Here is a 26,109-nt window from a genome sequence, read left to right on the forward strand (position 1 = left end):
GGTCGGTCCACGGCCGCCGCTGCGGGCCGATCGGTCTTGTCGTTCCAGAACGCGATGAAATCACACGGGCTGCGCGACGGCTTGCGGCAATACAGCCTGCGTCGGTTTGAATGATGACTGCCCATGCTTCTTTCCTTCCGTTAATGTGACGAAACCATTATCGCCAATAGTGATGGGAAGCAAAGCTGTGAGCTGGGCGGCAATTCCGCGCCAGTTCGCGTAATCGGCGCGGGGCAAGGCACTGGGCGGACTATTTTCCGGCCTTGGCCTTCAGGTGGGCGTTGATGATATCGGCGACGTAAACCTTGTCGGTGGCCATGGCAAACTGCACGGCGGTCCAGCCGTGCGCGCTCTTCAGCGTGGCGTCGGCGCCCTCGTCAAGCAATAGTTTGACGGTGTAGTCCTTGCCGTCGCGCGCGGCCACCATCAGCGGCGTGATCTTGGCCGGCGATTCGGCGTCGATATAGGCGTGGCGTTCAAGCAGAACGCGGACGATGGCGTCGTCGCCGATCGAGGCGGCGTAGTGCAAGGCGGTCCAACCGGTCTGGTTGACGTTCGCGCCCTTGGCCAGCAAGGCCATCACGGCCGGCATGTTGCGCTTATAGGCGGCCATCATCAAGGCCGTGTCGCCGTTGCCGGAGCGCGCCTCCAGATTGATGCGCGGCTGCGCCAGCAACAAATTGAACACCTTGTTGGAACCTTCGCGCAACGCCAGCACCATGCCCGGGTCGCCGCGCTGCGGCTCGGTCAGGTTCGGGTCGACGCCGGCCGCCAGCAACTTGCCCATGGTGCGGGCGTCGTCGATCTGCGCCGAACGCGAGAAATCGTAGGCATCGTCGGCCGCGGCCGGCGCGCAGACGCCGGCGCCGAGCGCGGCGGCCAGCGCGAACGCGCCGGCGCGGCGCCGCAGGGAGAAGAGATTTAACATGAGGAAGTCACCGTACCACGTTGAATAGATTGAAGAAATTATCCGTTGTCTGGCGTGCCACGTCGGCCAGCGGAATGCCCTTTAGCGCGGACAGGTATTCGGCGACATGGGCCACGTAGCCTGGCTCGTTGATGCGGCCACGGAACGGCACCGGCGCCAAGTAGGGCGAGTCGGTTTCGATCAAGATGCGCTCCAGCGGCACTTCGCGCGCCACCGCCTGCAAATCCTTGGCGCTCTTGAACGTCACGATGCCCGAAAAAGAGATGTAGAAACCCATGTCGATGGCGGCCCTGGCCACGTCCAGCGATTCGGTGAAGCAATGCATGACGCCGGCGACGCCGCCCGCCTCGGTGCCGGCGCCCTCCTCGCGCATGATGCGGATGGTGTCCTCGCTGGCGGCCCGGGTGTGGATAATCAAAGGCTTACGGGTGATTCTTGATGCTTTGATGTGAGTGCGGAAACGCTCGCGCTGCCACTCCAGGTCGCCGGTCAGGCGGAAATAGTCCAGGCCGGTCTCGCCGATAGCGATAATTTTCGGGTGGTCCGACAGGCGCACCAGCTCGTCGACCGACGGCTCCGGCGTTTCCTCGTAGTCGGGATGGACGCCGACCGAGGCGAAAATATGCGGATACTGTTCGGCCAGCGCTAGCACCTGTGGAAAGTCCGGCAGGTCGACCGACACGCACAAAGCGTGGGTGACCTTGTTCTCGGCCATCTTGGCGAGGATCTCGGGCATGCGAGCGGCCAGCTCGGGGAAATTGATATGGCAATGAGAATCGATATACATGGCGCGATTGTACGCGAGCGGCGCGGCGCTCGCCAGCGCGGGGACCGGACCGCGCCGGCGCCGGTCCAGGGCGCCGCCGGACAGGGCGGCCGCTACAGCGTGTGGGTGGCGCGCGACGAACGCAGCGCGGCGCCGAGGATTTCCTCGATGCGCAGGCGGGCGCGCTGGCCGCTGTCATCGTCGGGAAAGTGCACGCCTATGCCTTGCGCCTTGTTGTTGTTGGCGCCGGGCGGCGTCAACCAGGCGACCTTGCCGGCAATCGGGTATTTGTTGGCGTCGTCCATCAGCGCCAGGATCAGGTAGATCTCGTCGCCGATCTTGTACGGTTTCTGCGTCGGCACGAACATGCCGCCGTACTTGAGGAACGGCATGTAAGCCGCGTACAGGGCGGCCTTTTCCTTGATCGCCAGCGACAGCACCGTCGGCCGGCCTATCGGCACGGCGGTCACGTCAGTTGGGCTGCCTGTCATTCATTTCCTTTCAAGCACAGCAGGCCGTGTAGTCGAGCAGCATGTCCTCGATAAAGAGCTTGGGTGAAAGCGGATGCTCGGCCACCGCGCGCCGTTCATTGGCGCTTTTGATCGCGCCCATCAAACGGCTGACGTGGATTTTCCCGGCCAGCGCCTCCAACTCCCTCTGGTAGCGGGGATAGTAACGGATGTTTCCCGCCAGTTTGTACGAAAAAACGTCGTAAAGCCAGCGTTGCAAACAAGAAACCAAAAGATTGAGCGGCGCCTTCTGCAATTTCTCGGCCGTTTTCAGCGCGCCTTCGACGCTCGGATGGGCCAGCAGTTGCAGCAAGGCCTCGGTTTCCTCGCGGCCGCCGCCGGTGTCGGCCCTGGCTAGTGCCGCCAGCGGCGCCCCGCCCTGCTCGCGCAACCAACTGTCGGCGTCGCCCAAACCCTGCACCTTGAGCCAAGCCAGGGCCTGCGCGTGGCTGGGCATCGGCAGCGCGAACTTGCGGCAGCGCGACAAAATTGTCGGCAGCAAGCGGTCCAGGCTGTTCGACGCCAACAGGAATACGGTCCCCGGCGGCGGCTCTTCCAAGGTTTTCAGCAAGGCGTTCGAGGCCGGCGTGTTGAGCGCCTCGGCCGGATACAGCACCACCACCCGCAAGCCCTGGCGGTGGGTCGAGATGTTCATGAAGTCGGCCAGCGCGCGGATCTGCTCGATCTTGATGTCCTTCGACGGCGTCTTGGTCGACTTGCTTTTCTTGCCGCCGTCGGCCTCCGGGTCGTCGCCGTCGATCTCGTCCTCCAACGCCTCCGGCCGCACGCGGCGGTAGTCCGGATGGTTGTGCTGCAGGAACCAGCCGCAGGAGGCGCATTTGCCGCAGGCGTGGTGGTCGGCGCGCACGTCCTCGCACAGCAAGGACTGGGCGAAACGTTCGATAAAGTCGGACTTGCCGATGCCGGCCGCGCCGTGGAACAGGATCGCGTGCGGCATGCGCGCGCGCAGCTGTTGCAACTGTTGCCAGGCGGCCTCTTGCCAAGGATAAAGTGGACTACTCATATCTATTTTTCTTTTTAAAACAACGGCCTGCAAGGCGTTCTTAATGTGTTACCGGCGCCGTGTTGCGCACGCGCGGTCAATGCCCGGGCGCCGATACAGCGAGCACGGCATGCAATATCGCCGCCAACTGACCTTCGATGGCGGCAATCGACTGGGTCGAGTCGATCACGCGGAAGCGTTGCGGAAACTGCGCGGCGCGCCGCAGGTATTCCTCGCGGGTGGCGCTGAAGAAGTCGGCCTGTTCCTGCTCGAACTTGTCGGGCGAACGGGTGGCGTCGAGCCGGGCCCGCGCCACTTCCAGCGGCACGTCGAACAGCAAGGTCAGATCGGGTTGCAAGGCGGGGTGCACCCATTGCTCCAGCGCCTCCATCTTGCCGCGGTCGAGGCCGCGCCCGCCGCCCTGGTAGGCGAAGCTGGCGTCGGTGAACCGGTCCGAGATCACCCACTCGCCGCGCTGCAGCGCCGGCGCGATCACCTGGGCGATGTGCTCGCGCCGGCTGGCGAACATCAACAGCGCTTCGGTTTCCAAATGCATTTTCTCGTGCAGCAGCAAGTCGCGCAGCTTTTCGCCCAGCGCCGTGCCGCCCGGCTCACGCGTCGTCACCAGCGTGACGCCGCGCAGGCGCAGGAATGCGGCCACGAAACCGATGTGTGTCGATTTGCCTGCGCCGTCGATGCCTTCGAAGCTGATGAAACGCGCAGGGGTAATACTCTGTTGTGTCATGAAACGCAAACGCCTATCGTTGATATTGATTCACTGCCCGGTTGTGGTCGGGCAGGTTGCCGGAAAATTGGCTGGTGCCGTCGCCGCGGGCGACGAAATACAGCGCGTCGGTCTTGGCCGGCGCCAGCGCCGCGGTCAGCGACTGCGCGCCCGGCAAGGCGATCGGCGTCGGCGGCAAACCGGCGCGGGTGTAGGTATTGTACGGGTTGTCGCCTTCCAGGTCGCGCTTGCGGATTTTGCCCTCGTAGCGCTCGCCCATGCCGTAAATGACGGTCGGGTCGGTTTGCAGCAGCATGCCCAGCTTCAAGCGGTTGACGAACACGCCGGCGATCATGGTACGCTCGGACTTTTGCCCGGTTTCCTTCTCGACGATGGAGGCCATCGTCAGCGCCTCGTAGGCGCTCTTGTACGGCAGGGCCGGGTCGCGCTTCTCCCACGCCTCGCGCAGGCGCTCCATCAGCATCGCGTGCGCCTGCTTGAACACCTGCATGTCGCTGGCGCCCTTGGCGAACAGATAGGTATCGGGAAAGAACAAGCCCTCCGGCAATTTGTACTCGGGCGTAATCCTGGCCATCAGCGCCTGGTCGCTCAGTTGCGCGGTGTCGTGCTTCAAGCCCTCGTGGGCCGCCATCGCCAGGCGCATCTGCTTGAAGGTCCAGCCCTCGATGATGGTCAGCGATTCCTGGGCGAATTCGCCGCGCGCCAACTGGTTAATCAGGCGCATCGGCGTGGTGCCCGGCTTCAACTCGTAGGAACCGGCCTTCAGCTTGCCGCTCTTGGCGCTGACGCGCGCCAGCAGGTTGAACAGCAGCGGCTCGATCGGCACCCCGGCCTCGGCGATTTGCTGGCCCGCCGCGTGGGCGCCGCTGCCGGGGGTGATCGTAAACGCAATCGCTGGCTCCTGTTCGGTAATCGGCTGCTGCGCCCAGTAGGCAAAACCGACACCGGCGGCCGCTGCGGCCACCATCGCGCTAAGGAAAACTGTTTTAATGAAAGCCATCTGTTAGATTCAAGTGGTGAATGATGCCGGCGGGCGATTTTGGTGATACTCGGCGCGTTTTTCGCGACATCACTATAATGAGCCCGTAATGATAATGCTTTAATCGTCAAACTATTGGAAATTATGAATAACTGGAATCAATTTTTAGTGCTGCAGGGCGCGCACGGCAGCGACGGGCTGTTTGACGACTTCGGCGCGGCGCTGGGCGCCGCCGATCTGGCCGACGGTTTCGTCGCCCCGATCACCGACCTCGGCCTGATCGGCATCAGCGGCGACGACGCCGCCACCTTCCTGCACAGCCAATTGACCAACGACGTCGAACACCTGGGCGCCGCCGAAGCGCGCCTGGCCGGCTATTGCACGCCCAAGGGTCGCTTATTGGCAACTTTCTTGATGTGGCGCAATGATACGTCGATTTTCCTCGAACTGCCGCGCGATATTCAACCGGCGCTGCAAAAACGCCTGCAATTGTTCGTCATGCGCGCCAAGGCCAAGCTCCACGACGCCAGCGCCGACGCCGCCAACCAGCTTATCCTGGGACTGGGCGGCGCCAAGGCCGAGGCCCTGCTGAAGACCTGGTTCGCGGCCCTGCCGAGCGCGCCCTACGCCAAGCTGGAGCAACAGCCGCACGGCACCCTGATCCGCGTGGCCGACGCCTTCGGCGCGCCGCGCTACCAGTGGCTGCTGTCGGCCGAGAGCGCGCAAGCCGTCTGGCCGGCGCTGGCCGCCGGCTTGGCCAAGGGCGGCAACGACGCTTGGCGCCTGTCCGAAGTGCACGCCGGCGTGCCGCAGATTGGCGCCGCCACGCAGGAAAAATTCGTGCCGCAAATGGTCAACTTCGAACTGCTGGGCGGCGTCAATTTCAAGAAGGGCTGCTACCCGGGCCAGGAAATCGTCGCGCGCAGCCAGTACCTGGGCAAGCTCAAGCGCCGCACCACGCTCGTCAGTATCGCCGACGCCGGCGCCAAGGCCGGCGACGAGGTGTTTGCCGTGGCCGACCCGGAGCAACCGTGCGGCATGGTCGTCAACGCGGCGCCGAACGGCGCCGGCGGCATCGACGCGCTGGTCGAAATGAAACTGGCGGCGATCGAACAAGGCACGGCCGACGCGGGTTCGGTGCGGCACGGCTCGGCCGGCGGCGCGCCGCTGCGCTTCCTGGCGATGCCCTATGTGCTGGACGCGCTCGACCTGTAGCCGCGATGAACGACCTCTACATTTATTACCAGGTACGCGAAGAAGACGCCGCCGCTCTGCTGGGCCTGGTGACGGCGCTGCAAGCGCGGCTGGGCGCGCAACACGGCGTCGCCGCGCAACTCAAGCGCCGACCCGACAGCAAGGACGGCTTGCAAACCTGGATGGAGATCTACGCGGCCACCGCGCCCGGCTTCGCGGCCGCGCTCGACGCCGCGGCGCAGCAAAGCGGCGTGGCCGCCCTGGCCGCGGGCGCGCGCCACACCGAAGTCTTTATGGACCTGAACCCATGTGCCTGATCGTCTTTGCCTGGAAAGTCATCCCCGGCGTGCCGCTGATCGCCGCCGCCAACCGCGACGAGTTCTACGAACGGGCCAGCGCGCCGGCCGGCGTCTGGCCGGAACACCCGAACGTCTACGCCGGGCGCGACCTGCAAGCCGGCGGCAGCTGGATGGGCATCACCCGCGAAGGCGGGGCCGGCTCGCGCTTCGCCGCCATCACCAACATCCGAAGCCCGCAAGACCGGCGCAGCGACGCGCCGTCGCGCGGCGCGCTGGTGGCCGACTACCTGGCCGGCAGCATGACGGCGCAACAATACGTCGCCGACATCGAAGCCGGCGGCGCCGACTACAACGGCTATAACCTGGTGCTGGGCGACCGCGACACCCTGATCTGGTACTCCAACCGCGGCCAGGACGACGCCCGCAACGGCCAACCGCTGGAGGCGGGCATCTACGGCCTGTCGAACGCCCTGCTCGACGCGCCGTGGCCGAAAGTGCTCAAAACCAAAGCCCAATTCGCCAGCCTGCTGTGCCAGGGCGCGCCCGACGAAGCCTATTTCGAAATGCTCGCCGACACGGCGCGCGCGCCCGACCTGCGCTTGCCCGAAACCGGCGTGCCACTCGACCTCGAACGCGTGCTCTCGGCGGTGCGCATCGAAACGCCGGGCTATGGCACGCGCAGCTCGACCGTCGTCAAACTCTACGCCGAGGCGCCCGGCGAATTGCACGAACTCTTCATCCAATAAGCCTCCCGACGCGACCCGGGTTGTTGGCGCGCTTGCCTGCTCGGGATTCATTGAATGCCAGCGCCATTTCAACGTGCGCGATGCCGGCTTCGTCGAATTCGGGGCCGCTGATGGCGAAGCCGTGCGCCTGGTAGAACGGCGCGGCCAGCGTTTGCGCGTTCAGTACGACGCGCACGTCGCCGCGCTCGCGCGCCTTGCCCATCAGCGCTTGCAGCAGCGCGCCGCCGATGCCGCCGCCGCGGCCCGCCTTGCGAACCGCCATGCGGCCGATGTGGCCGTCCGGCAGCAGGCGCCCGGTGCCGACCGGCACGCCGGCGGCGTCGTAGGCGACGGCGTGCAGGCTCAGCGGGTCCATGTCGTCGAGTTCGATTTCGGCGGGCACTTTCTGCTCGTCGACGAAGACTTCAAAGCGGATCAGGCGGGCGTCGGCGCGCAGGGTGTCCCAGTCGCCAAATCGGATGGTGTGCAGGCTGTGCTTGCTCATGTGTCGAATAAATGTCGGGGAAACGCTGATTGTCGCATGCGCGAACTCAAGCTTGGGCCATCTTCATACTCGAACGCAACATTTCGCTGACGTGCGGCGTGGCGCGGTACGGGTCAGGCGGATTTTCCCGCGCGACGATGGCGGCCATCTGCTCTTGCACGCCGCCCAGCGCGTTCGGGTGCGAATAGATGTAGAACTGGCCGTCGCGGATGGCGTCGAAGGTGATGTCGGCCACTTGCGCCGCCGATACCTTGCCCGAGGTCACGGCCTTGGTCGTCACCGCCTGCGAGGCCAGTTGGCTGGCCGTCGGACGCGCCGTCATGCGCACGTCGTCCGGGCGGTTGCGGTGCGACTCGTTGATGCCGGTCGGCACGAAGTATGGGCACAGCACCGAGGTGCCGATCGGCGCCTCGACCAGCTTTAGGTCGTGGTACAGGGTTTCGGCCAGCGACACGACGGCGTGCTTGGAGACGTTGTAGACGCCCATCGCCGGCGCGTTCAGCAGCCCCGCCATCGAGGCGGTGTTGACGATGTGTCCCTCGTAGGCCGGGTCGGCTTTGGCGCATTCAAGCATCAGCTTGGTGAAGATGCGCACGCCGTGGATGACGCCCCAGAGGTTGACGCCCAGCACCCATTCCCAGTCGGCCTCGGAGTTTTCCCAGATCAGCCCGCCCGAGCCGACGCCGGCGTTGTTGAACAGCAGGTGCACGGCGCCGTACTTGGCCATGCTGGCGTCGGCCAGCGCCTGCACCTGCTCGCCCTTGCGCACGTCGCACAGCAGAGCCAGCACGTCGGCGCCGCCCGCCTCGAGTTCGGCCCGGGCCGCGTCGAGCGCGTTTTGCTGTACGTCGGCGAGCACCAGTTTCATGCCCAGGCGCGCCGCGACGTTGGCGAATTCCCGGCCCAGGCCGGCGGCGCCGCCGGTGATCACGACGACTTTGTCTTGGAAGTTGTTCATTTAGCCTAGTTTCACCAGTTGTTTACCGAAGTTTTTACCTTGGAGCAGGCCGATGAAGGCCCCGGGCGCCGCCGCCAGACCGGATGCGATGGTTTCGCGGTAGCGCAGTTTGCCGCCGGCCACCAGCAGGCCCAGCTCGGAGAGCCCCTGCGGCCAGTATTCCATGTGCTCGGTGACGATGAAGCCGCGCAGCGTCAGCCGGCTCGTCAGCAGGAAGCGGAAGTTCTTGATCGACATGTCGGCGCCGTTGTAGCCGGCGATCAGGCCGCACAGCGCGACCCGGCCGAAGGCATTGGTGCGCGGCAGCGCGGCGTCGAAGATCGGCCCGCCGACGTTTTCAAAGATCGCGTCGATGCCGTGCGGCGTCGCCGCGGCCAGGTCGGCGGCGACGTTGCCGGCCTGGTAGTCGATGCAGGCGTCGAAGCCCAGCTCGTCGGCCACGTAGGCGCATTTCTGCGGCCCGCCGGCCACGCCGACCACGCGGCAGCCGCGCAACTTGGCCAGTTGCCCGACCACGCTGCCGACGGCGCCGCTGGCCGCCGTGACCACCACGGTTTCGCCCGCCTTCGGGTGCATGATCTGGTTCAGGCCGTACCACGCGGCCATGCCCGGCATGCCGACCGCGCCCAGGTAGGCCGACAGGGGCACGCGGCTGGTGTCGACCTTGCGCAGCATGGTGCCGTCGGATACCGCCATCTCGGCCCAGCCGAGCACGCCGACGACGGCGTCGCCGACGGCAAATTTCGGGTGGCGCGACGCCACCACCTGGCCGACGGTGCCGCCTATCATCGTTTCGTTGAGCGCCTGCGGGGCGGCGTAGCTTTTCGCCTCGCTCATGCGCCCGCGCATATACGGGTCCAGCGACAAATAGTCGTTGCGCACCAGCACCTGGCCGTCGGCGAGCTCGGGCGCGGCCACCGTTTCAAGGCGGAAGTCGCTGGCCTTGACCTCGCCGCGCGGCCGGGCGGCCAGCACGATGCGTTGGTAACTAGTCATGATGTCTCCTTTCAAACCGCCGAAACGCCGCCGTCAACCGCCAGCGTCTGGCCAGTGATGTGCTTGCCGGCGTCGGAGGCGAACAGCAGCGTGACGCCCTTCAAGTCCTCGTCGTCGCCGATGCGGCGCAGCGGCACGTCCTTCTTCAGCTCGTCGACGCCTATCTTGTCGAGCAAGCCCTTGGTCATCTTGGACGGGAAGAAACCCGGCGCGATGGCGTTGACATTGATGCCATAGGCGCCCCACTCGCCCGCCAGCGTGCGGGTAAAGTTGATCACCGCCGCCTTCGACGTGTTGTAGGCGATGGTTTTCATCGGGCCGGGCGGGTTGCCGGCCAAGCCGGCGATCGAGGCGATGTTGATGATGCGGCCCGACTGGCGCGGAATCATCGAGCGCTTGCCAACCGCCTGCGACACCTGGAAGATGCTGCGGATGTTCAGGTTCATCACCTTGTCCCAGGCCTCCAGCGGATAATCCTCGGCCGGCGCGCCCCAGCTGGCGCCGGCGTTGTTGATCAGGATGTCGATGTGGCCCAGGCGTTCCAGCGCGGCGTCGACCAGTTGAGTGGCGGCCTCGTCCTTCGACAAATCGACGGCGACGGCGTAGGCGCTGACCTTGCGCTCGGCCAGGAAGGCGAGCGCCTCGTCCAGGTCGGCTTGCTTGCGCGCGGCAATGACGACCGTGGCGCCCTGCTCGCCCAGCGCCAGCGCCATTTGCAGGCCCAGCCCGCGCGAGCCGCCGGTGACCAGCGCGGTTTTGCCGACGAGGCTGAATAATTCTTGTGTCGTACGCATAGTGTTTCCTCTATTCTTTTAGATGTCGTAGTCCATGCACTGGCGCGCTTCGCGCACGGCGCCGATGAATGGTTTGATCGCGATATGCGCTGGATGATCCTGATATGCGTCAAGCGCCGCCTTGTTAGCGAATTCCGAGTACAGCACCACGTCGTAGCTCGCCTCCAGGCCCGGCTGGGCCAGCACGGCTTCGAACTTCAGCATGCCCGGCACCAGATTGGCGCAGGAATCGAGCAGCGCCTTCATCTTGACGGCGTTGGTGGCGCGGTCGGCGCCCTCGGCGTGGTCCTTCAACTTCCAGAAAACGATGTGCTTGATCATAATTTTTTTATAAATGAGGTTAAAACCACGCATCTTGCATATCAAGGGTCGTGGTGTCGATGCTTTCGAGTACATCCAACTGCTGCCGCGCCTTCGGCAATTCCCAATGGTAGAAGTAGCGGCAAGCCTGCAATTTGCCGCGATAAAAGTCGGCGTCGGCCGGATTGCCAGCCAGCGCCGCCGGCAGCTTGCTCGCCGCCAACAGCGCCAGTTCCAGCCAGATCCAGGCCACCGTCGTGTGGCCCAGCGCCTCCAGATAGGCGCTGGCGTTGGCCAGCGTCTTGTTCATGTCGCCGGCCGCGTACAAGGCCAGCGTCACCTGTTCGACGCGCACCCAGGTGGCGGCCAGCGCGTCGGCGTAGCCGTTCAGGTCGGACGCGAAGCCGCCATCGTCGACCGCGCGCGCCTTGGCCACGGTCTTGGCCAGCTCCGCGCCGAAGCTCTGGAACAGCGCGCCGTCCTGCAGCGCCACCTTGCGCCCCAATAAGTCGAGCCCGTGGATGCCGTGCGTGCCTTCATGGATCGCATTCAGGCGGTTGTCACGGTAGAACTGCTCGACATTATATTCGCGCGTGTAACCATAGCCGCCATGCACCTGGATCGCCAGGTTGTTTGCCTCCAGACACCACTGCGACGGCCACGACTTGGTGATCGGCGTCAAGAAGTCGAGCAGGCGGTTGGCGTGCTCGCGCGCGGCCGGCGTTTCGGCGCTATTCGCCTCGTCCACCAGGCGGGCGCTATACAGCACCAGCGCCAACCCGCCCTCGACGTAAGACTTCTGCGCCAGCAACATGCGCCGCACATCGGTATGCCCGATGATGGGAATCTGCGGCTGGGCCGGGTCCTTCGCGGCCGGATGGCGTCCCTGCGGCCGGCTGCGGGCGTAATCGAGCGCGTGCAGGTAACCGGTGTAGCCGAGCACGGCCGCCCCCAGGCCGACGGCGATGCGCGCCTCGTTCATCATATGGAACATATTCGCCAGGCCCTGGTGCGGCTGGCCGACCAGGTAGCCGATGGCGCCGGCCTTGCCGTCCGGCTTGAACCTGCCCTCGCCGAAGTTGAGCAGGCAGTTGCTGGTGCCGCGGTGGCCCATCTTGTGGTTCAGCCCCGCCAGCACGACGTCGTTGCGCGCGCCCGGCTCGCCGTCGGCGCCGACCAGGAACTTCGGCACGATGAACAGGGAAATCCCGCGCACGCCGGCGATCAGGCGCCCGTCCGGGCCGGGGATCTTCGCCAGCACCAGGTGGACGATATTGCCGGCGAGATTGTGTTCGCCGGCCGAGATCCACATCTTGTTGCCGGTCAGGCGATACTGGCGCTCGCCGTCGACGCCCTCGACCGGGTCCGGCTCGGCGCGGGTGCTGATGTCGGACAGGCTGGAGCCGGCCTGCGGCTCGGACAGGCACATGGTGCCGAAAAACCTACCCTCGAACATGGGCCGGACGAAACGCCGCACCTGCTCCGCCGTGCCACACTTGAGCAAGGTGTTGGCGTTGCTGACGGTGAGGAAGATATACGAGGCGGTGCCGACGTTGGCCGCCGTGACGTAGGCCGACAGGGTTTTCTCCAACACTGACGGCAATTGCATGCCGTCGTACGCGTAGTCCTGTGCGCTGGCCATCAAGCCGGCGGCGCAGAACGCGTCCAGCGCCAGCTTCACCTCGGGAATCAGTTGCACCTCCAGGCAGCCGTCGCCGGGGACCGCGCGCGGCTCCTGCTGGTCGCTCTTCTTATTGTGCGGCGCGAACAGATCGGTGGCGATCCGCTCGGCCGTGTCGATCGCCGCGTCGAAGCTCTCGCGGTTGTGGTCGGCATAGCGCGGACGCGCCGTCAACGCCGCCACGTCCAGCCATTCATACAGCAGGAAATCGAGATCGCGCCGGGAAAGGATTGTTGATTGCATGGTGTTTGTCTCTGGAATAAAAAACGGGCGCTTACTGTGAGCGCCCGCCGGATGAAACTTAGACTACTTCAAACAGGCCCGCCGCACCCTGTCCGCCGCCGATACACATCGTCACGACGACGTACTTGACGCCGCGGCGCTTGCCCTCGATCAGCGCATGGCCGGCCAGGCGCGCGCCCGACACGCCGTAGGGATGGCCGACGGCGATCGCGCCGCCGTTGACGTTCAAGCGGTCCATCGGGATGCCCAGCGTGTCGGCGCAATACAGCACCTGCACGGCGAAGGCCTCGTTCAACTCCCACAGGCCGATGTCGGCGACCGTCAGGCCGGCCTTTTTTAGCAACTTCGGAATCGCGAAGACCGGGCCGATGCCCATTTCGTCGGGCTCGCAGCCGGCCACGGCGAAACCGCGGAAGATGCCCAGCGGCTGCAAGCCCTTCGCTTCGGCAACCTTGCCGTTCATGACGATGGCCATCGAGGCGCCGTCCGAAAACTGGCTGGCGTTGCCCGCGGAGATGACGCCGCCCGGTACCGCCGAGCGGATTTTCGAGACCGCCTCCAGCGTCGTGTCGGCGCGGATGCCCTCGTCGGCGGAAATAGTCACTTCGCGCGTCAGCAACATGCCCGAGGCCTTGTCGGCGACGCCCATGGTGGTGGTCATGGCGACGATTTCGGCGTCGAAGCGGCCGGCGGCCTGGGCCGCGGCGGCGCGCTGCTGGCTCTGCACGCCGTATTCGTCCTGGCGTTCGCGGCCGATGTGATAGCGCTTGGCGACGGTCTCGGCCGTCTGCAGCATCGGCCAGTAAATCTCCGGCTTGTTCTGCGACAGCCAAACGTCCTTATACATATGCATATTCATCTCCTGCTGCACGCAGGAAATGGATTCGACGCCGCCGGCGGCGTAGATGTCGCCTTCGCCGGCGATGATGCGCTGGGCCGCCAGCGCGATGGCTTGCAAACCCGACGAACAGAAGCGGTTGATGGTCATGCCGCCGGTGGTGACCGGGGCGCCGCCGCGCAGGGCGATCTGCCGCGCGATGTTGCCGCCGGTGGCGCCTTCCGGATTGGCGCAGCCGACCAGCACGTCTTCCACTTCGCCGGCCTCGATGTTGGCGCGCTGGATCGCCGCCTGCAGCACGTGGCCGCCAAGGGTGGCGCCGTGCGTCATATTGAACGCGCCCTTCCAGGACTTGGCCAAACCGGTGCGGGCGGTCGAAACGATGACGGCGTCTATCATGTGAGTCTCCTAAAGGATGGTTTTAAGCTGGCAGGCGGCACTGCGGCACGCTCTGCCAACGGCAAGTTCGTGAATCGATAAAACGAGAATAGCACATTTTAGTACGGTCGTTCGCAAATTTATCACGTCGGCATCAGAAGCCTCCACTTGTCCGCGCGGCGGCACCTTATGTAAGTTTGGCGTAAGCTTGGCGCAAGCATGGCGTAAGTTTTCTCGCTCAGACTCGGTGCAGCTGATGGCGTAATAACAAATCTGCTAAAAGTAGTTCAAATAATTATATTGGAGACAGACATGGCACTATCATCCGGCACCGCGGACACGCGGAAAGTCAGCACCAAGGGCACCCCGATCACCCCCGAGGAGCGCAAGGTCATCTTCGCGTCCTCGCTGGGCACCGTATTCGAGTGGTACGATTTTTACCTGTACGGTTCGCTCGCCTCCATCATCGCCAAACAGTTCTTCGTCGGCGACCCGACCACCACCTTCATTTTCGCGCTGCTGGCCTTTGCCGCCGGCTTCATCGTACGCCCATTCGGCGCGCTGGTGTTCGGCCGCCTCGGCGACATGATCGGGCGCAAGTACACCTTCCTGGTCACCATCGTCATCATGGGCGCGTCGACCTTCATCGTCGGCCTGCTGCCGGGCTACGCCTCGATCGGCATCGCCGCCCCCATCATCCTGGTCACGCTGCGCATCCTGCAAGGGCTGGCGCTGGGCGGCGAATACGGCGGCGCGGCCACCTACGTCGCCGAGCACGCGCCCGAAGGCAAGCGCGGCGCCTTCACCGCCTGGATCCAGACCACGGCGACGCTGGGCTTCTTCCTCTCGCTGATGGTGATCCTGGGCACCCGCCTGGCCGTCGGCGAAGAGGCGTTCTCCGCCTGGGGCTGGCGCGTGCCGTTCCTGGTGTCGGTGCTGCTGCTCGGCATTTCCGTCTGGATCCGCCTGTCGATGAGCGAATCGCCGGCCTTCGCCAAAATGAAAGCCGAGGGCAAAACCTCGAAAGCGCCGCTGAGCGAAGCCTTCGGTAAATGGAAAAACCTGAAGATCGTCATCCTGGCGTTGATCGGCCTGACCGCCGGCCAAGCGGTGGTGTGGTACACCGGCCAGTTCTACGCGCTGTTCTTCATGATCCAGACCCTGAAAGTGGACCTGGCCACGGCCAACATCCTGATCGCCATCGCGCTGCTGCTGGCGACGCCGTTCTTCATCTTCTTCGGCACCCTGTCGGACCGCATCGGCCGCAAATACATCATCCTCGGCGGTTGCCTGGTCGCCGCGCTGACCTACTTCCCGCTGTTCGCCGGCCTGACCCACTACGCCAACCCGGCGTTGGAAACCGCGCTGAAGAACTCGCCGGTGGTGGTCGTCGCCGACCCGGCCTCCTGCCACTTCCAGTTCAACCTGACCGGCACCAAGAAATTCCCATCCTCGTGCGACATCGCCACCCAGGTACTGTCGTCCAGCTCGGTCAACTACACCAAGGAAGACGCACCGGCCGGTAGCGTTGCCAAGATCAAGATCGGCGACAAGGAAATCATTTCCTTCACCGCGAGCATGACACCGGACAACCTGAACTTCGACGCCGCCAGCAAGGCGAAAGAAGCCGACTTCAAGAAAGAAGCCGGCGCCGCCATCAAGGCCGCGGGTTATCCGGCCAAGGCCGATCCTGACCAGATCAACAAGCCGATGGTGGTCTTGCTGCTGTTCATCCTGGTGCTGTACGTAACGATGGTGTACGGCCCGATCGCCGCGATGCTCGTTGAAATGTTCCCGACCCGCATCCGCTACACCTCGATGTCGCTGCCCTACCACATCGGCAACGGCTGGTTCGGCGGCCTGCTGCCGACCACCGCCTTCGCGCTGGTGGCCTTCAAGGGCGACATCTACTACGGCCTGTGGTATCCGATCGTGATCGCCCTGGCGACCGTGGTCATCGGTACCCTGTTCGTCAAGGAAACCAAGGACAACGACATCTACGCCGCCGACTAAGCGGTATGCCAGGCGCGCCGCCCCCGCGGTGCGCCCTTAGTTGTTGCAAGCCGCTAGCGATAGCGGCTTTTTTGATACCCACGGCATGGGCGTCCCGGTGGCGCAAGTCCTCCCGCAAGCCGGCCACAGCGAACCAAGCGGCGCTGTTGCGTCGCCGTGAGGCCGTGTGGCGACAACATGGTGGAATACTCGGGAAGCATCAGCGGTCAGACCACGAATCAGGTTTGGTGCTGACAAATTGCTCGGTCAATTCCCGTATGTCCGGATAGATCCAGTCTGACTCGATGAATTCGTCCGCGTGCGCGCCGATGAAGCGTATCAGTTCGCGGGCCGCGTAGGGCAGGCGCCGGTCTTTGCGCGCCACCAGATACCAATTGCTTTCAAGCGGAAAACCATGCACGTCGAGTAGCGCCAGTCGCTCCCGGCCTTCCTGCAGCGTGTGCGCGGAAATAACCGACAGTCCCAGGCCCGAAGCGACACTCAAGCGTATCGCCTCATTGCTAGCGATCTGCATCGTATTGCCCAACTCCATGCCGTGCCCGCTGAGCCAAGACTCGAACATCATGCGTGTCGCCGAACCAGGCTCGCGCACCAGGAAGCGTTCCTGCCTCAATTCGAAAAAAGGTAACTTTTTTCGCCCTACCGCCCAGTGCCCGGCGGGCGCAATTAGCTGCAGCGGATTTTTCAGTATCCGCGTTGCATGTACCGTTGGTCCGCTTGGCGGATGACTGAAAAGGTAGATGTCGTCCTCCTGGCGCTCAAAGCGCTCTAGTACATTGGCCCGATTCCCTACATTGAGCGTCACACCGACCTGGGGAAATTGTTCGCAAAACGGACCCAACAAACGCGGCAGAACATATTTGGCCGTGGTCACGACACCGATTCGCACATGGCCCAAGTTCCCCCCCCTGGCTTGCTCAAGCACGCCATTGAAGTCATCGAACCGCCCCAGCACATCGCAGGCGGCGCCATACAACTGTTCACCCACATGGGTAGCGACCGTTTTGCCATCGCGACTTTCAACCAGCGGCTCGCCGACCGCTTCCGTCAAGCGCTTCAGTTGTAGCGACACGGTTGGCTGGGTCAGATGCAGAGCCCTTGCAGCGGCCGAAATCGTGCCTAAACGTATGACCTGTACATACACCTGCAGCAGGCGAAAACTAAGGTGGCGGATATTCATAGATAATTCTCTATACCTTTGCATGGATTAATTTATTACCCAATATACCCTGGAGTCCGCCAAAATCGCCACTCTCTCAACAACGAAAGTGCTGCATGCCAGATATCGTGATTGCGTTTTTTGCGCTCGGACTATTCGCGGGGCTGATGAAGTCGGACTTGAAAGTGCCAGCCTCGTTTTACGACACCCTGGCCATTTTGTTGATGCTGGTGCTGGGTCTGAAGGGAGGGATGGCGCTGCACGGTAAGTTTCAATCATCGATGTTGCCCGAGCTGCTCGCAGTTGCGGGACTCGGTGTGCTCCTGCCTATCGTGTGTTACCCGGTGCTGCGCAGAATGGTGCGACTATCGCCAGACAACGCCGCCAGCGTTGCCGCCCATTACGGCTCGGTGAGCGCCGGGACGTTCGCCGTGGTGCTCACCCTGGTCGAGCGTGCCGGTCTACCCGTCAGCCCGCAAACCACGCTGTATCTGGTCATGCTGGAGTTGCCGGCCATCGTCGTGATGCTGCTCTGGCAGCGCCGCACCAGCGGCCAAAACGCGCAAGGCGGCGTACTGCATGAAGCGCTGACAAGCCGCGGTGTGCTGCTGCTAGGTGGCGGCGTATTGATCGGCTATCTGTACGGACCGTCGGGCCTCGAGCCATTGCAGACCGTGCTGATAGGTGGCTTCAAGACGATGCTATCGATCTTCCTGTTGGAGATGGGGCTGTGCACGGCGCGCTTTTGCTCGCCGCTACCGTGGAAGCACTGGCGCCTGATCGTGTTCGCGGCGCTCGCCCCGTTCGCGCTGGCTTGGTCGGGAATTGGATTGGCGTTGCTGTTCAATCTACCGGAGGGCAGCACCCTCGTGCTGGCGGCGCTAGCGGCAAGCGCGTCCTACATCGCGGCACCGGCTGCGATCCGCGCCGCAATTCCCGGGGCAAATGTCGGCCTGGCGATCTTGGCTGCGCTGGGTGTGACGTTCCCCGTCAACGTATTGATCGGCATACCGGTGTATCAACGCTGGGTTCACTATTTTTACTAAAAGGATGACTTCAATGAATGCGACAGTGGCGATTGTTATGGGATCGCGCAGCGATTGGGAAACCATGCGCGTGGGAAGCGAACTGCTGACCGAATTTGGTGTGCCGTGGCGCGCCGAAGTCGGGGCAGAGATGTTAACGTATGAAACCGACGGGCCAAAACCGGCCTTCTAGGCAAACGCTTTCGCCCAGGATGTAAAAAGCCGTTAGCAATAGCGGCTTTTTTCGTTGGCGGGAAGCGCGACTGCGCAGCCTGGTCGCCCTATTCCGGGCGCGCTTGCAGCAGGCCGATGCGCCCGCCCTTGTCGTAGGTAATGTCGACCAGCACGCTCGCCTTCGCATACGCCGCGCGGTAGCGGTACAGGCGGTCTTCGCCGTCAACCTTGCGCTCCAACAATTGCAGCGAATCGAGGGCGCCGTAACCGCGCAGGCTCGCGCCCAGCGCCTTGGCCTCATCCGGAAACATGGCGGCGCGAGCGCGTTCGGTGAACTGCTGCGGCGCAACCTTGCCCTCGGCGGTGTCCAGCAAAACCTGGCGCACCGCTTGCGTCACCTCCGGCTCTTGGTCGGGAATCGGCTTCGGCGGCAGGGGCTGTCCGACCGGCGCCGCCGGCGCGCTAGTCTGCGCCGGCCGTTCGGCCACTGCGCAGCCGGCGTACAAGGTGGCCACCATCACGACGGCGTAGGAAAGACGCATCTGGACCCTCTTCACATAGGTACTGGGCTCCTGATCATATGCCATTTTTTACGCCCGTGTAATACCGCCTGTGCAATGTTGCGTAGTTGTCACATTTTAGAAATATTCGCCAAACCCCAACAGTACCGGCCATATACTTTATTCACGTTGCTTGGTGAATAAGGGGCTACACGGCGCCCCCATGACAGTCAAACGACGCATATCCTAAAAAACGATTTGGAGAGTATATATGCGGCATCACTCACGTTCTATTTTGGCTTCTTTGATTGTCCTCGCTTACGCGGGCTTGGCCCAGGCCGAGAGCATCACCACGGAAAACCTCACGGTGTTCTCGAACACCCGTGCCGGTTCCGCCCAGACGGTATTGCTGCGCCACGCGGGCACCTATGGGCTACCGGCCGACCTGGGTAACCTGGTGTTGACCAAGGTGCAGGAATCGCTGACCGGTAAGCATTACCACTACCAGCAAATGCTGCGCGGCCTGCCGCTCGACCGGGCCGAGATCATCGTCTCGATCCGCAACGACGGCCAGCTGAACAAGATCTTCAACGAAACCAAGCACATTTCGGCGACGGTCGACGCGAACGCCGTCAACCAGCTGTATGTGCAAAGCCAAATCTCCGCCGACAAGGCCTTGGACAAGGGCTGGAACAACATGAAGGTGCAGCATCCGCTGGTGTCCACGCCTAGCGCGGAACTGGTGTGGGTGGCAACCAAGGACGGCGTCCAGCTGGCCCGCAAGGTGCAGATCGAGGCGCAGATGCCGACCGGCGGCTTCGTCCAATACCTGAACGCGCACAACGGCGAGCTGATCGACTCCTACTCGACGTCGCTGCCGCGCACCAATAAAGGCGGCGAGCGCAGCATCGCCGCGCGCGGCCGCCTGGCCGGCACGCAGCTGGACCGCGTCGCCGCAACCCAGGCGGCGCAAGCGCTGCCGGCGGCCAAGGCGCGGTCGCTCTCGGGCGGCAAGGTGGCGGCCGGCACCGCGGCCGTTGCCGTGGCCGCTTCCGGCATCAACGGCATGGGCCTGGTCTTCGATCCGGACCCGCGCACCGCGCTGGCCAACGACGCCCTGACCGACACCTCGCCGGCATCGGCCTTCGACGCCGCCTACTCGAACAAGTCGCTGCCCGACCTGACCGTCAGCGGCGGCGTCTACAAGCTGACCGGCCCCTACGTCAACATCACCAACCTCGAATCGCCGAACACCGCGCCGAGCACCACCACCAACGGCGTCTGGACGGCCAAGCGCGGCAACAACGCCTTCGACGACAGCAACGTTTACTTCCACCTCGATCAAAGCCAGCGCTACATCCAGTCGCTCGGCTTCACTGGCACCAAGGGCATCATCAACCGCCCATTGGACGTCGACACCGACGGCGTCAACGGCGACGACAATTCCCACTACAGCCACGGCGGCAGCAACGACTATCTGGCGTTCGGCCATGGTTGCGTCAACGACTCGGAAGACGCCGACGTGATCCTGCACGAATACGGCCATGGCATCCAGGCCAACATCAACTCGAACTGGAGCGGCGGCGACACCGGCGCCATGGGCGAAGGCTTCGGCGACTACTGGGCCGCGTCATATTCCTACAGCACCGCCAACGGCAAGACCTACCACCCGGAATGGGCGTTCAGCTGGGACGGCCACGGCGCTTGCTGGGGCGGCCGCCTGACCAACCGCACCAACGCGATGTACAACAGCACCAAGACGTACGGCGCGCACGTCAACGTCACCGAAAACGGCGTCACGTTCCAGTCGGACGAGCTGTGGTCGGCGCCGCTGTAGGAGTCGATGGTGTCCTTGATTGCCGCCGGCAAGCCGCGCGCCAACATCGACAAGATCATCCTGGAGGCGCATTTCGGCCTGGGCTCGAACATCAAAATGCCGGCGATGGCCACGGCCATCGTCAACGCCGCGGCCACGCTGTATCCGGGCGACCCGATCTACGCCAACACCTTCCGCGCCAAGTTCGAAGCGCAGAAGATCCTCGGCGTGGTGGTGCCACCCGGCCCAACCCAGCTTGAAGCGGAAAGCAACGACAGCATTGCCACCGCCAATGCCATCGCCACCGCCAATACCACCGTCAGCGGCAACCTGAGCGCGCACGCCGACCTTGATTACTTCAAGATCAGCCTGCCCGCGGGCAAGGCGCTGACGCTGACGCTGACGCCAAACGCCAGCTCGGACTACGATCTGGACCTGGTCAACGGCGCCGGCACCAAGCTCGGTTCCAGCGCCAACGGCACCGGCGCGGCGGACACCGTCACCTACACCAATAGCGGCGCGAGCGCGCTGCTGGTGTACGGCAAAGTGTCGCACTACTCGGGCGGCACCGGCGCCACCAACGGCAAATACACGCTGAAGGCTGCCTGGTAAGCTGAACCGGCCACATCCCTGCGAAAAAGCCCATCTGGACCAGATGGGCTTTTTTACGGGTGCCACGCTGCCGCACCGGCCGATCAAGCGCCGGCGACGCCCTTCTTGCGCTTCAGCGCGCCCTGCATGATGCAGAACAGGCATAGCAAAGCGCCCACGGCGATGCGCGTCCACCATGAGCTGAAGCCGCCGTCGAACATGATCAGGGACTGGATAATGCCCAGTATTAGCACGCCGACCAGCGTGCCGGCGACGTACCCGCTGCCACCGGTCAACAAGGTGCCGCCGATCACCACCGCGGCGATGGCGTCCAGCTCCATCCCCTGCGCATGCAAGCCGTAGCCGGACAACATATAGAACGTCAGCATCACGCCGCACAGCGCGGAGCAAAAACCGCTCAAGGTGTACACCAATATCTTGCTGCGCCCGACCGGCAGGCCCATCAGCGAAGCCGAGCGTTCATTGCCGCCCATGGCGTAAATGGTGCGCCCGAAGCGGCTGTAATGGGCGATGAACACCGCCGCCGCCAGCACCAGCAGCGCGATCACCACGTTAACGGAGATGAAGGCGTCGGCGCCCAGCATGATCTTGTGCTGCGACAGCGCCGTATACAAGGGGTCGGTGATCGAAATCGAGTCGATGCTGAGCACATAGCACAGGCCGCGCGCCAGGAACATGCCGCCCAGCGTGACGATGAACGGTTGCAGCTTGAACACATGGATCAGCACGCCCATCACCAGGCCGAACAGCGTGCCGATGCCCAGCACCAGCGGCGTGGCCGCCCATAGGCTCCAATGGTGTTGCTGCACCAGCATGGCCGACACCATCGTCGTCAGCGCCGCCACCGCGCCAATCGACAAGTCGATGCCGCCGGACAGGATGACGAAGGTCATGCCGACCGCCGCGACGATCAGGAAGGCGTTGTCGATCAGCAGGTTGAGGAACACCTGTAGCGAAAAGAAGCCCTTGTAACTGATCGAGCCGTAGGCGAACATCAGGCAAAACAGACCGCTGGTGACGGCCAGCGGCACGTTGCGGGCATGCAGGGTTGGCAGGCGCATCATGGCTGCACTCCTTTCCGGCGCGCGCGCCGCAGTAAATCGACCACCACGGCGCGGGTGGTGTCGGACTGGATCAGGCACACCGTGAAGACCACCGCCGCCTTGACAACCAGGTTGACCTCCGGCGCCACGCCCATCGAATAGATCGCATACGTCAGCGTCTGGATGATCAGCGCGCCGATCAGGCTGCCGAGCAGGCTGAACTTGCCGCCCGCCAGCGAGGTGCCGCCCAGCGTCACCGCCAGGATGGCGTCCAGTTCCAGCAGCATGCCGGCGTTGTTGCCGTCGGCGCCCTTGACGTTGGAGGCGATGACCAGGCCGGCGATGCCGGCGCACAAGCCGCAAAACGCGTACACGCACAGGATCAGCGCGCGCGCGTTCAGGCCGGCGAACCGCGCCGCCGCCGGATTGATGCCGACCGCCTGGATGAACAGGCCCAGCGCGGTGTGCCGCATCAGCACCAACAACAGCAGAAACACGCCGAGCACGATGAACAGCGCGAACGGCAGCCCGAACAGGAAGCCGCCGCCGATGAAAAAGAACGGTTCGTAATAAATCGTGATGATCTGGCCGTCGCTGATGAGCTGGGCGACGCCGCGCCCGGCCACCATCAGGATCAGCGTGGCGATGATGGCCTGCATGCCGGCGCCGGCCACCAGCACGCCGTTCCACAGGCCGCACAGCAGGGACACGCCGAGCGCCGCCGCCAGCGCCAGCAACAGCGGCGTCTTGCTGGCGTAGACTTGGACGCCGTTCTGCATTTCCAGCGCGCCGCCGATCAGGCTGGCGGCGACGGCGCCGCTGATGGCCACCACCGCGCCGACCGAGATGTCGATGCCGCGGGTGGCGATCACCAGCGTCATGCCCATTGCCACCAGCATCAGCGGCGCGGCGCGGTTCAGAATGTCGACCACGCTGCCGTACAGGTGGCCGGACTTAATTTCCAGGTGGAAGAAGTTGGGGTTGAACGCCACGTTCACCATCGCCAGCAGGAACAGCGTCACGCAGGGCCAGAACAGGCGGTGTCGCAAGGCCGCCGCGGCCAGCGCCTTGACGCCGTTGGCCTCGGCCTGGACCGTGCCGGCGCTCGGCAGGTTCGCCATCATGCCCGTCCTCCCGCGATCAATTGGTAAATGCCCTGCTCGTCCGTGTCGCCGACGTCGAGCTCGGCGATCTTACTGCGGTCGCGCAGCACCGCGACGCGGTCGCTGATGCGCAGTACCTCGCTCATTTCGGACGAAATGAACAGGATCGCCAGGCCTTTCCTGCATTCGGCGGTAATCAATTCCATAATCTCCTGTTTGGCGGCGATGTCGATGCCGCGCGTTGGTTCGTCCAGTATCAGCAGCTTCGGCGCGGTGGCCAGCCAGCGCGCCAGCAGCGCCTTTTGCTGGTTGCCGCCCGACAGCTGCCCGATCGGTTTCTCGGCGTCCGGCGTGCGGATGCCGAGCGCGGCGATGTAGCCGTCGGCCAGCTCCTGTTGCCGCTTCATCGGCAGGTAGCGGAACATGCCGCGCTTGGCCTGCAGCGCCAGGACGATGTTTTCGCGGATGGACAGCTCGGCGATGATGCCGTCGGTCTTGCGCTCCTCCGGGCACAGGGCGATGCCGTGGCGTACCGCGTCGCGCGGCGAGGCGAAGCGCGCGCCGCTGCCGCCGACGTGCAGCCCGCCGGCGTCGGCGCGGTCGATGCCGAACAGCAGGCGGGCGATCTCGCTGCGCCCGGAACCGAGCAAGCCGCCCAGCCCCAGCACCTGGCCGGGGTACAGGTCGAGGTCGAAGGCTTGCACCGAGCCGGTCCGCGCCAGCCCGCGCGCTTGCAGGAATGGCACGGCGGCGGGGCTGGGCGCCGCCCTGGCCGCCCGCGGCGTCTGCGCCAGGTCGCGTCCGACCATCTTGTTGATCAGGGCCAGGCGCGGCAAATCGGCGGCCAGGTATTCACCCTCGCGCGCGCCGTTGCGCAGCACGGTGATGCGGTCGGCCACGGCGTAGGTCTGGTCGAGGAAATGCGTGACGAACAGGATCGCCATGCCCTTGGCGCGCAACTGCCGCATCACGCCGAACAGGCGTTCGACCTCGCCGTCGTCGAGCGACGAGGTCGGCTCGTCGAGGATCAGGATCCGGGCCTCGGCGCTGACGGCGCGGGCGATCGCCACCATTTGCTGGATCGCCACCGGATAGTGCGACAGCGGCTCGCCGACGTCGACGTCGATGTTCAGCGTGTGCAGCGCCAGGCGCGCCTGCCGCTCCAGCGTGCGCCAGTCGATGGCCGCGCCGCGCATCGGAAAGCGGCCGATGTAGATGTTTTCGGCCACCGACAGGTTCGGACACAGGTTGAGTTCCTGGTAGACCGTGCTGATGCCCAGGGCCTGGGCCTGTTGCACCGAGCTTGGGCGGATGGCCTCGCCGTTCAATTCGATGCGGCCGGCGTCCGGCTTTTCGACGCCGGTCAGCACCTTGATCAGGGTCGACTTGCCGGCGCCGTTCTGGCCCATCAGAACGTGGACCTCGCCGGGGAACAGCCGCAGGGCGACGTCGGCCAGGGCGCGCACGCCGGGGTAGGATTTCACGATGCCGCTCACCGCCAGTACAGGCGTAGTGGTGGCGTGAGCCGCGCGTGGCGGAATGGAGTGCATGCTTGCCTTTCAGGGGGGATGGCCGAGCCGCCAGCTCGCGGCCAAGGGGCCGGGATGTCAACTAACCAAGGGCAGACGTGTGGGGTCGGACCCCAAGGGCCTGGCCCCGGCTCTTCGCCGCGGGTGTCAACTTTGCTAGCGGTGCCGTTGTATTAGCCGCGAATCAATACTTGCGATTCGGGAATTCCTTGGCCGCCACTTCCATTGGGAAGATGCCTTCTTCGGTGACGATGCGCTTCGGCACGGACTTGCCGGCCAACACATCGCGGGCGGTCGACATCAATTGCGGGCCCAGCAGCGGGCTGCACTCGACCGTGACGTTCAGTTTGCCGGCGATCATCGCCTCGAACGCGCCCTTAACGCCGTCAATCGACACCACCACGATATCCTTGGCCGGCTTCAGCCCTGCCTCCTCGATCGCCTGGATCGCGCCGATGGCCATGTCGTCGTTGTGCGCGTACAGCACATTGATCTTCTTGCCCTCAGCCTTCAAGAAGGCTTCCATGACTTCCTTGCCCTTGGTGCGGGTGAAGTCGCCGGTCTGCGAGCGGATAATCTTAAAGTTGGCTTGCTTGCCGACGATCTCCTCGAAACCTTTCTTGCGGTCGATCGCCGGCGCCGAGCCAACCGTGCCCTGCAGCTCGACGATATTCACCACGCCGCTGTTGCCCTTGTATTTCTCGACCAGCCAGCGGCCGGCCTTGCGCCCCTCCTCGGTGAAGTCGGAGCCGATCATCGTCACATACAGCGAATCGTCCTTGCTGTCGACGCTGCGGTCGGTCAGGATGACCGGGATCTTGGCCGCCTTGGCCTCCTTCAAGACCGTGTCCCAACCCGACTCCACCACCGGCGAGAAGGCGATCACATCGACTTTTTGGGCAATATAGGAACGGATCGCCTTGATCTGGTTTTCCTGCTTCTGCTGGGCGTCGGAGAACTTCAGCGTGACGCCCTCTTTTTGCGCGGTGCTCTTGATCGACTGCGTGTTGGCGGTGCGCCATTCGCTTTCGGCGCCGACCTGGGCGAAGCCGAGCACGAGCTTCTTATCGGCCGCCAGCGCCGGCGCCATGGCGCCCGCGGCCAACAGCACGGCGAGCAAAATTTTTTTGCCTGGGTTCATTATTTTTGTCTCCATCGTTATCGCCGGCAAATGACGGTGCCGGGAGCCGTTGGCGCCTGGAAAGACGCGCTGAAGTTGTTATATAGCGATAGTAGATGGGCGAACCGATACCAGTCCAATAATAATTAATTGCTAAAAGATGCCCGATTTGAC

27 protein-coding genes are annotated in these 26,109 nt (G+C 64.1%); 8 read left to right on the plus strand and 19 right to left on the minus strand.

Features of this window, described 5'->3' with window-relative positions; translation table 11 throughout:
- Positions 1-250: 250 nt before the first annotated feature.
- The 6 genes from ACFDR9_RS00430 to mltG form a co-directional block, all read right to left on the minus strand.
- Positions 251-928, minus strand: coding sequence for an ankyrin repeat domain-containing protein (locus ACFDR9_RS00430; RefSeq protein ID WP_409029695.1), 678 nt, complete (start codon positions 926-928; stop codon positions 251-253).
- A gap of 7 nt (positions 929-935) precedes the next feature.
- Complete coding sequence (locus ACFDR9_RS00435; RefSeq protein WP_409029696.1) at positions 936-1,715, minus strand: TatD family hydrolase; 780 nt, start codon at positions 1,713-1,715, stop codon at positions 936-938.
- 92 nt (positions 1,716-1,807) lie between these two features.
- Positions 1,808-2,185, minus strand: a complete 378-nt coding sequence (locus tag ACFDR9_RS00440; RefSeq protein ID WP_026132620.1) for a PilZ domain-containing protein — start codon at positions 2,183-2,185, stop codon at positions 1,808-1,810.
- Positions 2,186-2,195: 10 nt separating this feature from the next.
- On the minus strand, positions 2,196-3,227 hold the full coding sequence (locus tag ACFDR9_RS00445; protein ID WP_409029697.1) for a DNA polymerase III subunit delta': 1,032 nt from the start codon (positions 3,225-3,227) through the stop codon (positions 2,196-2,198).
- 76 nt (positions 3,228-3,303) lie between these two features.
- Positions 3,304-3,951 carry a dTMP kinase gene (gene tmk, locus ACFDR9_RS00450; RefSeq protein WP_409029698.1) on the minus strand — a complete coding sequence of 216 codons (648 nt, stop codon included), beginning with the start codon at positions 3,949-3,951 and terminating at the stop codon, positions 3,304-3,306.
- Positions 3,952-3,964: 13 nt separating this feature from the next.
- Complete coding sequence (mltG, locus tag ACFDR9_RS00455) at positions 3,965-4,951, minus strand: endolytic transglycosylase MltG (protein ID WP_409029699.1); 987 nt, start codon at positions 4,949-4,951, stop codon at positions 3,965-3,967.
- Positions 4,952-5,074: 123 nt separating this feature from the next.
- Here mltG and ACFDR9_RS00460 point away from each other — a divergent pair, with 123 nt between their 5' ends.
- Genes ACFDR9_RS00460 through ACFDR9_RS00470 form a run of 3 tightly spaced genes read left to right on the plus strand, consistent with a single transcriptional unit; the run spans position 5,075 to position 7,169 of the window.
- On the plus strand, positions 5,075-6,145 hold the full coding sequence (locus ACFDR9_RS00460) for a YgfZ/GcvT domain-containing protein (protein WP_409029700.1): 1,071 nt from the start codon (positions 5,075-5,077) through the stop codon (positions 6,143-6,145).
- A gap of 5 nt (positions 6,146-6,150) precedes the next feature.
- Entirely contained in the window at positions 6,151-6,441 is a 291-nt protein-coding gene (locus ACFDR9_RS00465) for a DUF4936 family protein (RefSeq protein ID WP_409029701.1), read from the plus strand.
- Positions 6,432-7,169 carry an NRDE family protein gene (locus tag ACFDR9_RS00470; protein WP_017875596.1) on the plus strand — a complete coding sequence of 246 codons (738 nt, stop codon included), beginning with the start codon at positions 6,432-6,434 and terminating at the stop codon, positions 7,167-7,169. Before ACFDR9_RS00465 ends, ACFDR9_RS00470 begins: the two co-directional genes overlap by 10 nt.
- Here ACFDR9_RS00470 and ACFDR9_RS00475 read toward each other — a convergent pair.
- Genes ACFDR9_RS00475 through ACFDR9_RS00505 form a run of 7 tightly spaced genes read right to left on the minus strand, consistent with a single transcriptional unit; the run spans position 7,159 to position 13,862 of the window.
- A complete protein-coding gene (locus ACFDR9_RS00475; RefSeq protein WP_409029702.1) occupies positions 7,159-7,653 on the minus strand; it encodes a GNAT family N-acetyltransferase in 495 nt (164 codons plus the stop codon). The two genes, ACFDR9_RS00470 and ACFDR9_RS00475, sit on opposite strands and share 11 nt — an antisense overlap.
- A gap of 46 nt (positions 7,654-7,699) precedes the next feature.
- Complete coding sequence (locus tag ACFDR9_RS00480) at positions 7,700-8,611, minus strand: SDR family oxidoreductase (RefSeq protein ID WP_409029703.1); 912 nt, start codon at positions 8,609-8,611, stop codon at positions 7,700-7,702.
- Positions 8,612-9,607 (minus strand): NADP-dependent oxidoreductase, encoded by a 996-nt coding sequence (locus ACFDR9_RS00485; protein WP_409029704.1) that lies wholly within the window; start codon positions 9,605-9,607, stop codon positions 8,612-8,614.
- Positions 9,608-9,618: 11 nt separating this feature from the next.
- Positions 9,619-10,401 carry an SDR family oxidoreductase gene (locus tag ACFDR9_RS00490; protein ID WP_409029705.1) on the minus strand — a complete coding sequence of 261 codons (783 nt, stop codon included), beginning with the start codon at positions 10,399-10,401 and terminating at the stop codon, positions 9,619-9,621.
- An 18-nt stretch (positions 10,402-10,419) separates the two neighbouring features.
- On the minus strand, positions 10,420-10,722 hold the full coding sequence (locus ACFDR9_RS00495) for a Dabb family protein (protein ID WP_017875601.1): 303 nt from the start codon (positions 10,720-10,722) through the stop codon (positions 10,420-10,422).
- Between the two features lie 19 nt (positions 10,723-10,741).
- Entirely contained in the window at positions 10,742-12,625 is a 1,884-nt protein-coding gene (locus tag ACFDR9_RS00500) for an acyl-CoA dehydrogenase (protein WP_409029706.1), read from the minus strand.
- Between the two features lie 58 nt (positions 12,626-12,683).
- The gene (locus tag ACFDR9_RS00505) at positions 12,684-13,862 is read right to left on the minus strand and encodes an acetyl-CoA C-acyltransferase (protein ID WP_409029707.1); all 1,179 of its coding nucleotides are present in this window, start codon (positions 13,860-13,862) and stop codon (positions 12,684-12,686) included.
- 291 nt (positions 13,863-14,153) lie between these two features.
- Between ACFDR9_RS00505 and ACFDR9_RS00510 the strand changes: the two genes are divergently transcribed.
- Positions 14,154-15,854 (plus strand): MFS transporter, encoded by a 1,701-nt coding sequence (locus ACFDR9_RS00510; protein ID WP_409029708.1) that lies wholly within the window; start codon positions 14,154-14,156, stop codon positions 15,852-15,854.
- A 199-nt stretch (positions 15,855-16,053) separates the two neighbouring features.
- Here ACFDR9_RS00510 and ACFDR9_RS00515 read toward each other — a convergent pair whose 3' ends face one another.
- Positions 16,054-17,034, minus strand: coding sequence for a LysR family transcriptional regulator (locus ACFDR9_RS00515; RefSeq protein ID WP_409029709.1), 981 nt, complete (start codon positions 17,032-17,034; stop codon positions 16,054-16,056).
- Between the two features lie 95 nt (positions 17,035-17,129).
- Here ACFDR9_RS00515 and ACFDR9_RS00520 point away from each other — a divergent pair, with 95 nt between their 5' ends.
- Complete coding sequence (locus ACFDR9_RS00520) at positions 17,130-18,059, plus strand: sodium-dependent bicarbonate transport family permease (protein ID WP_409029710.1); 930 nt, start codon at positions 17,130-17,132, stop codon at positions 18,057-18,059.
- A 13-nt stretch (positions 18,060-18,072) separates the two neighbouring features.
- A complete protein-coding gene (locus ACFDR9_RS00525; RefSeq protein WP_198291996.1) occupies positions 18,073-18,231 on the plus strand; it encodes an AIR carboxylase family protein in 159 nt (52 codons plus the stop codon).
- Positions 18,232-18,319: 88 nt separating this feature from the next.
- Here ACFDR9_RS00525 and ACFDR9_RS00530 read toward each other — a convergent pair whose 3' ends face one another.
- Positions 18,320-18,754, minus strand: coding sequence for a hypothetical protein (locus ACFDR9_RS00530; protein ID WP_409029711.1), 435 nt, complete (start codon positions 18,752-18,754; stop codon positions 18,320-18,322).
- Between the two features lie 262 nt (positions 18,755-19,016).
- On the opposite strand from ACFDR9_RS00530, the gene ACFDR9_RS00535 reads away from it, so the two are divergent.
- Positions 19,017-20,549 carry a hypothetical protein gene (locus ACFDR9_RS00535; RefSeq protein WP_409029712.1) on the plus strand — a complete coding sequence of 511 codons (1,533 nt, stop codon included), beginning with the start codon at positions 19,017-19,019 and terminating at the stop codon, positions 20,547-20,549.
- A 6-nt stretch (positions 20,550-20,555) separates the two neighbouring features.
- Complete coding sequence (locus tag ACFDR9_RS00540; protein WP_409029713.1) at positions 20,556-21,140, plus strand: hypothetical protein; 585 nt, start codon at positions 20,556-20,558, stop codon at positions 21,138-21,140.
- A gap of 83 nt (positions 21,141-21,223) precedes the next feature.
- On the opposite strand, the gene yjfF is transcribed toward ACFDR9_RS00540, so the two are convergent.
- The 4 genes from yjfF to ACFDR9_RS00560 all read right to left on the minus strand — a co-directional run bounded on the left by yjfF (position 21,224) and on the right by ACFDR9_RS00560 (position 25,956).
- Complete coding sequence (gene yjfF, locus ACFDR9_RS00545; RefSeq protein WP_017875610.1) at positions 21,224-22,204, minus strand: galactofuranose ABC transporter, permease protein YjfF; 981 nt, start codon at positions 22,202-22,204, stop codon at positions 21,224-21,226.
- Entirely contained in the window at positions 22,201-23,307 is a 1,107-nt protein-coding gene (locus ACFDR9_RS00550; RefSeq protein WP_409029714.1) for an ABC transporter permease, read from the minus strand. The genes yjfF and ACFDR9_RS00550 overlap by 4 nt, the downstream gene beginning before the upstream one ends.
- Positions 23,304-24,836 (minus strand): sugar ABC transporter ATP-binding protein, encoded by a 1,533-nt coding sequence (locus tag ACFDR9_RS00555; protein ID WP_409029715.1) that lies wholly within the window; start codon positions 24,834-24,836, stop codon positions 23,304-23,306. The genes ACFDR9_RS00550 and ACFDR9_RS00555 overlap by 4 nt, the downstream gene beginning before the upstream one ends.
- A 163-nt stretch (positions 24,837-24,999) precedes the next feature.
- On the minus strand, positions 25,000-25,956 hold the full coding sequence (locus tag ACFDR9_RS00560; RefSeq protein WP_017875613.1) for a substrate-binding domain-containing protein: 957 nt from the start codon (positions 25,954-25,956) through the stop codon (positions 25,000-25,002).
- Between the last annotated feature and the right edge of the window lie 153 nt (positions 25,957-26,109).

Source organism: Janthinobacterium sp. CG_23.3 (assembly GCF_046115965.1).
In the GTDB taxonomy this organism is placed as follows: domain Bacteria; phylum Pseudomonadota; class Gammaproteobacteria; order Burkholderiales; family Burkholderiaceae_D; genus Janthinobacterium.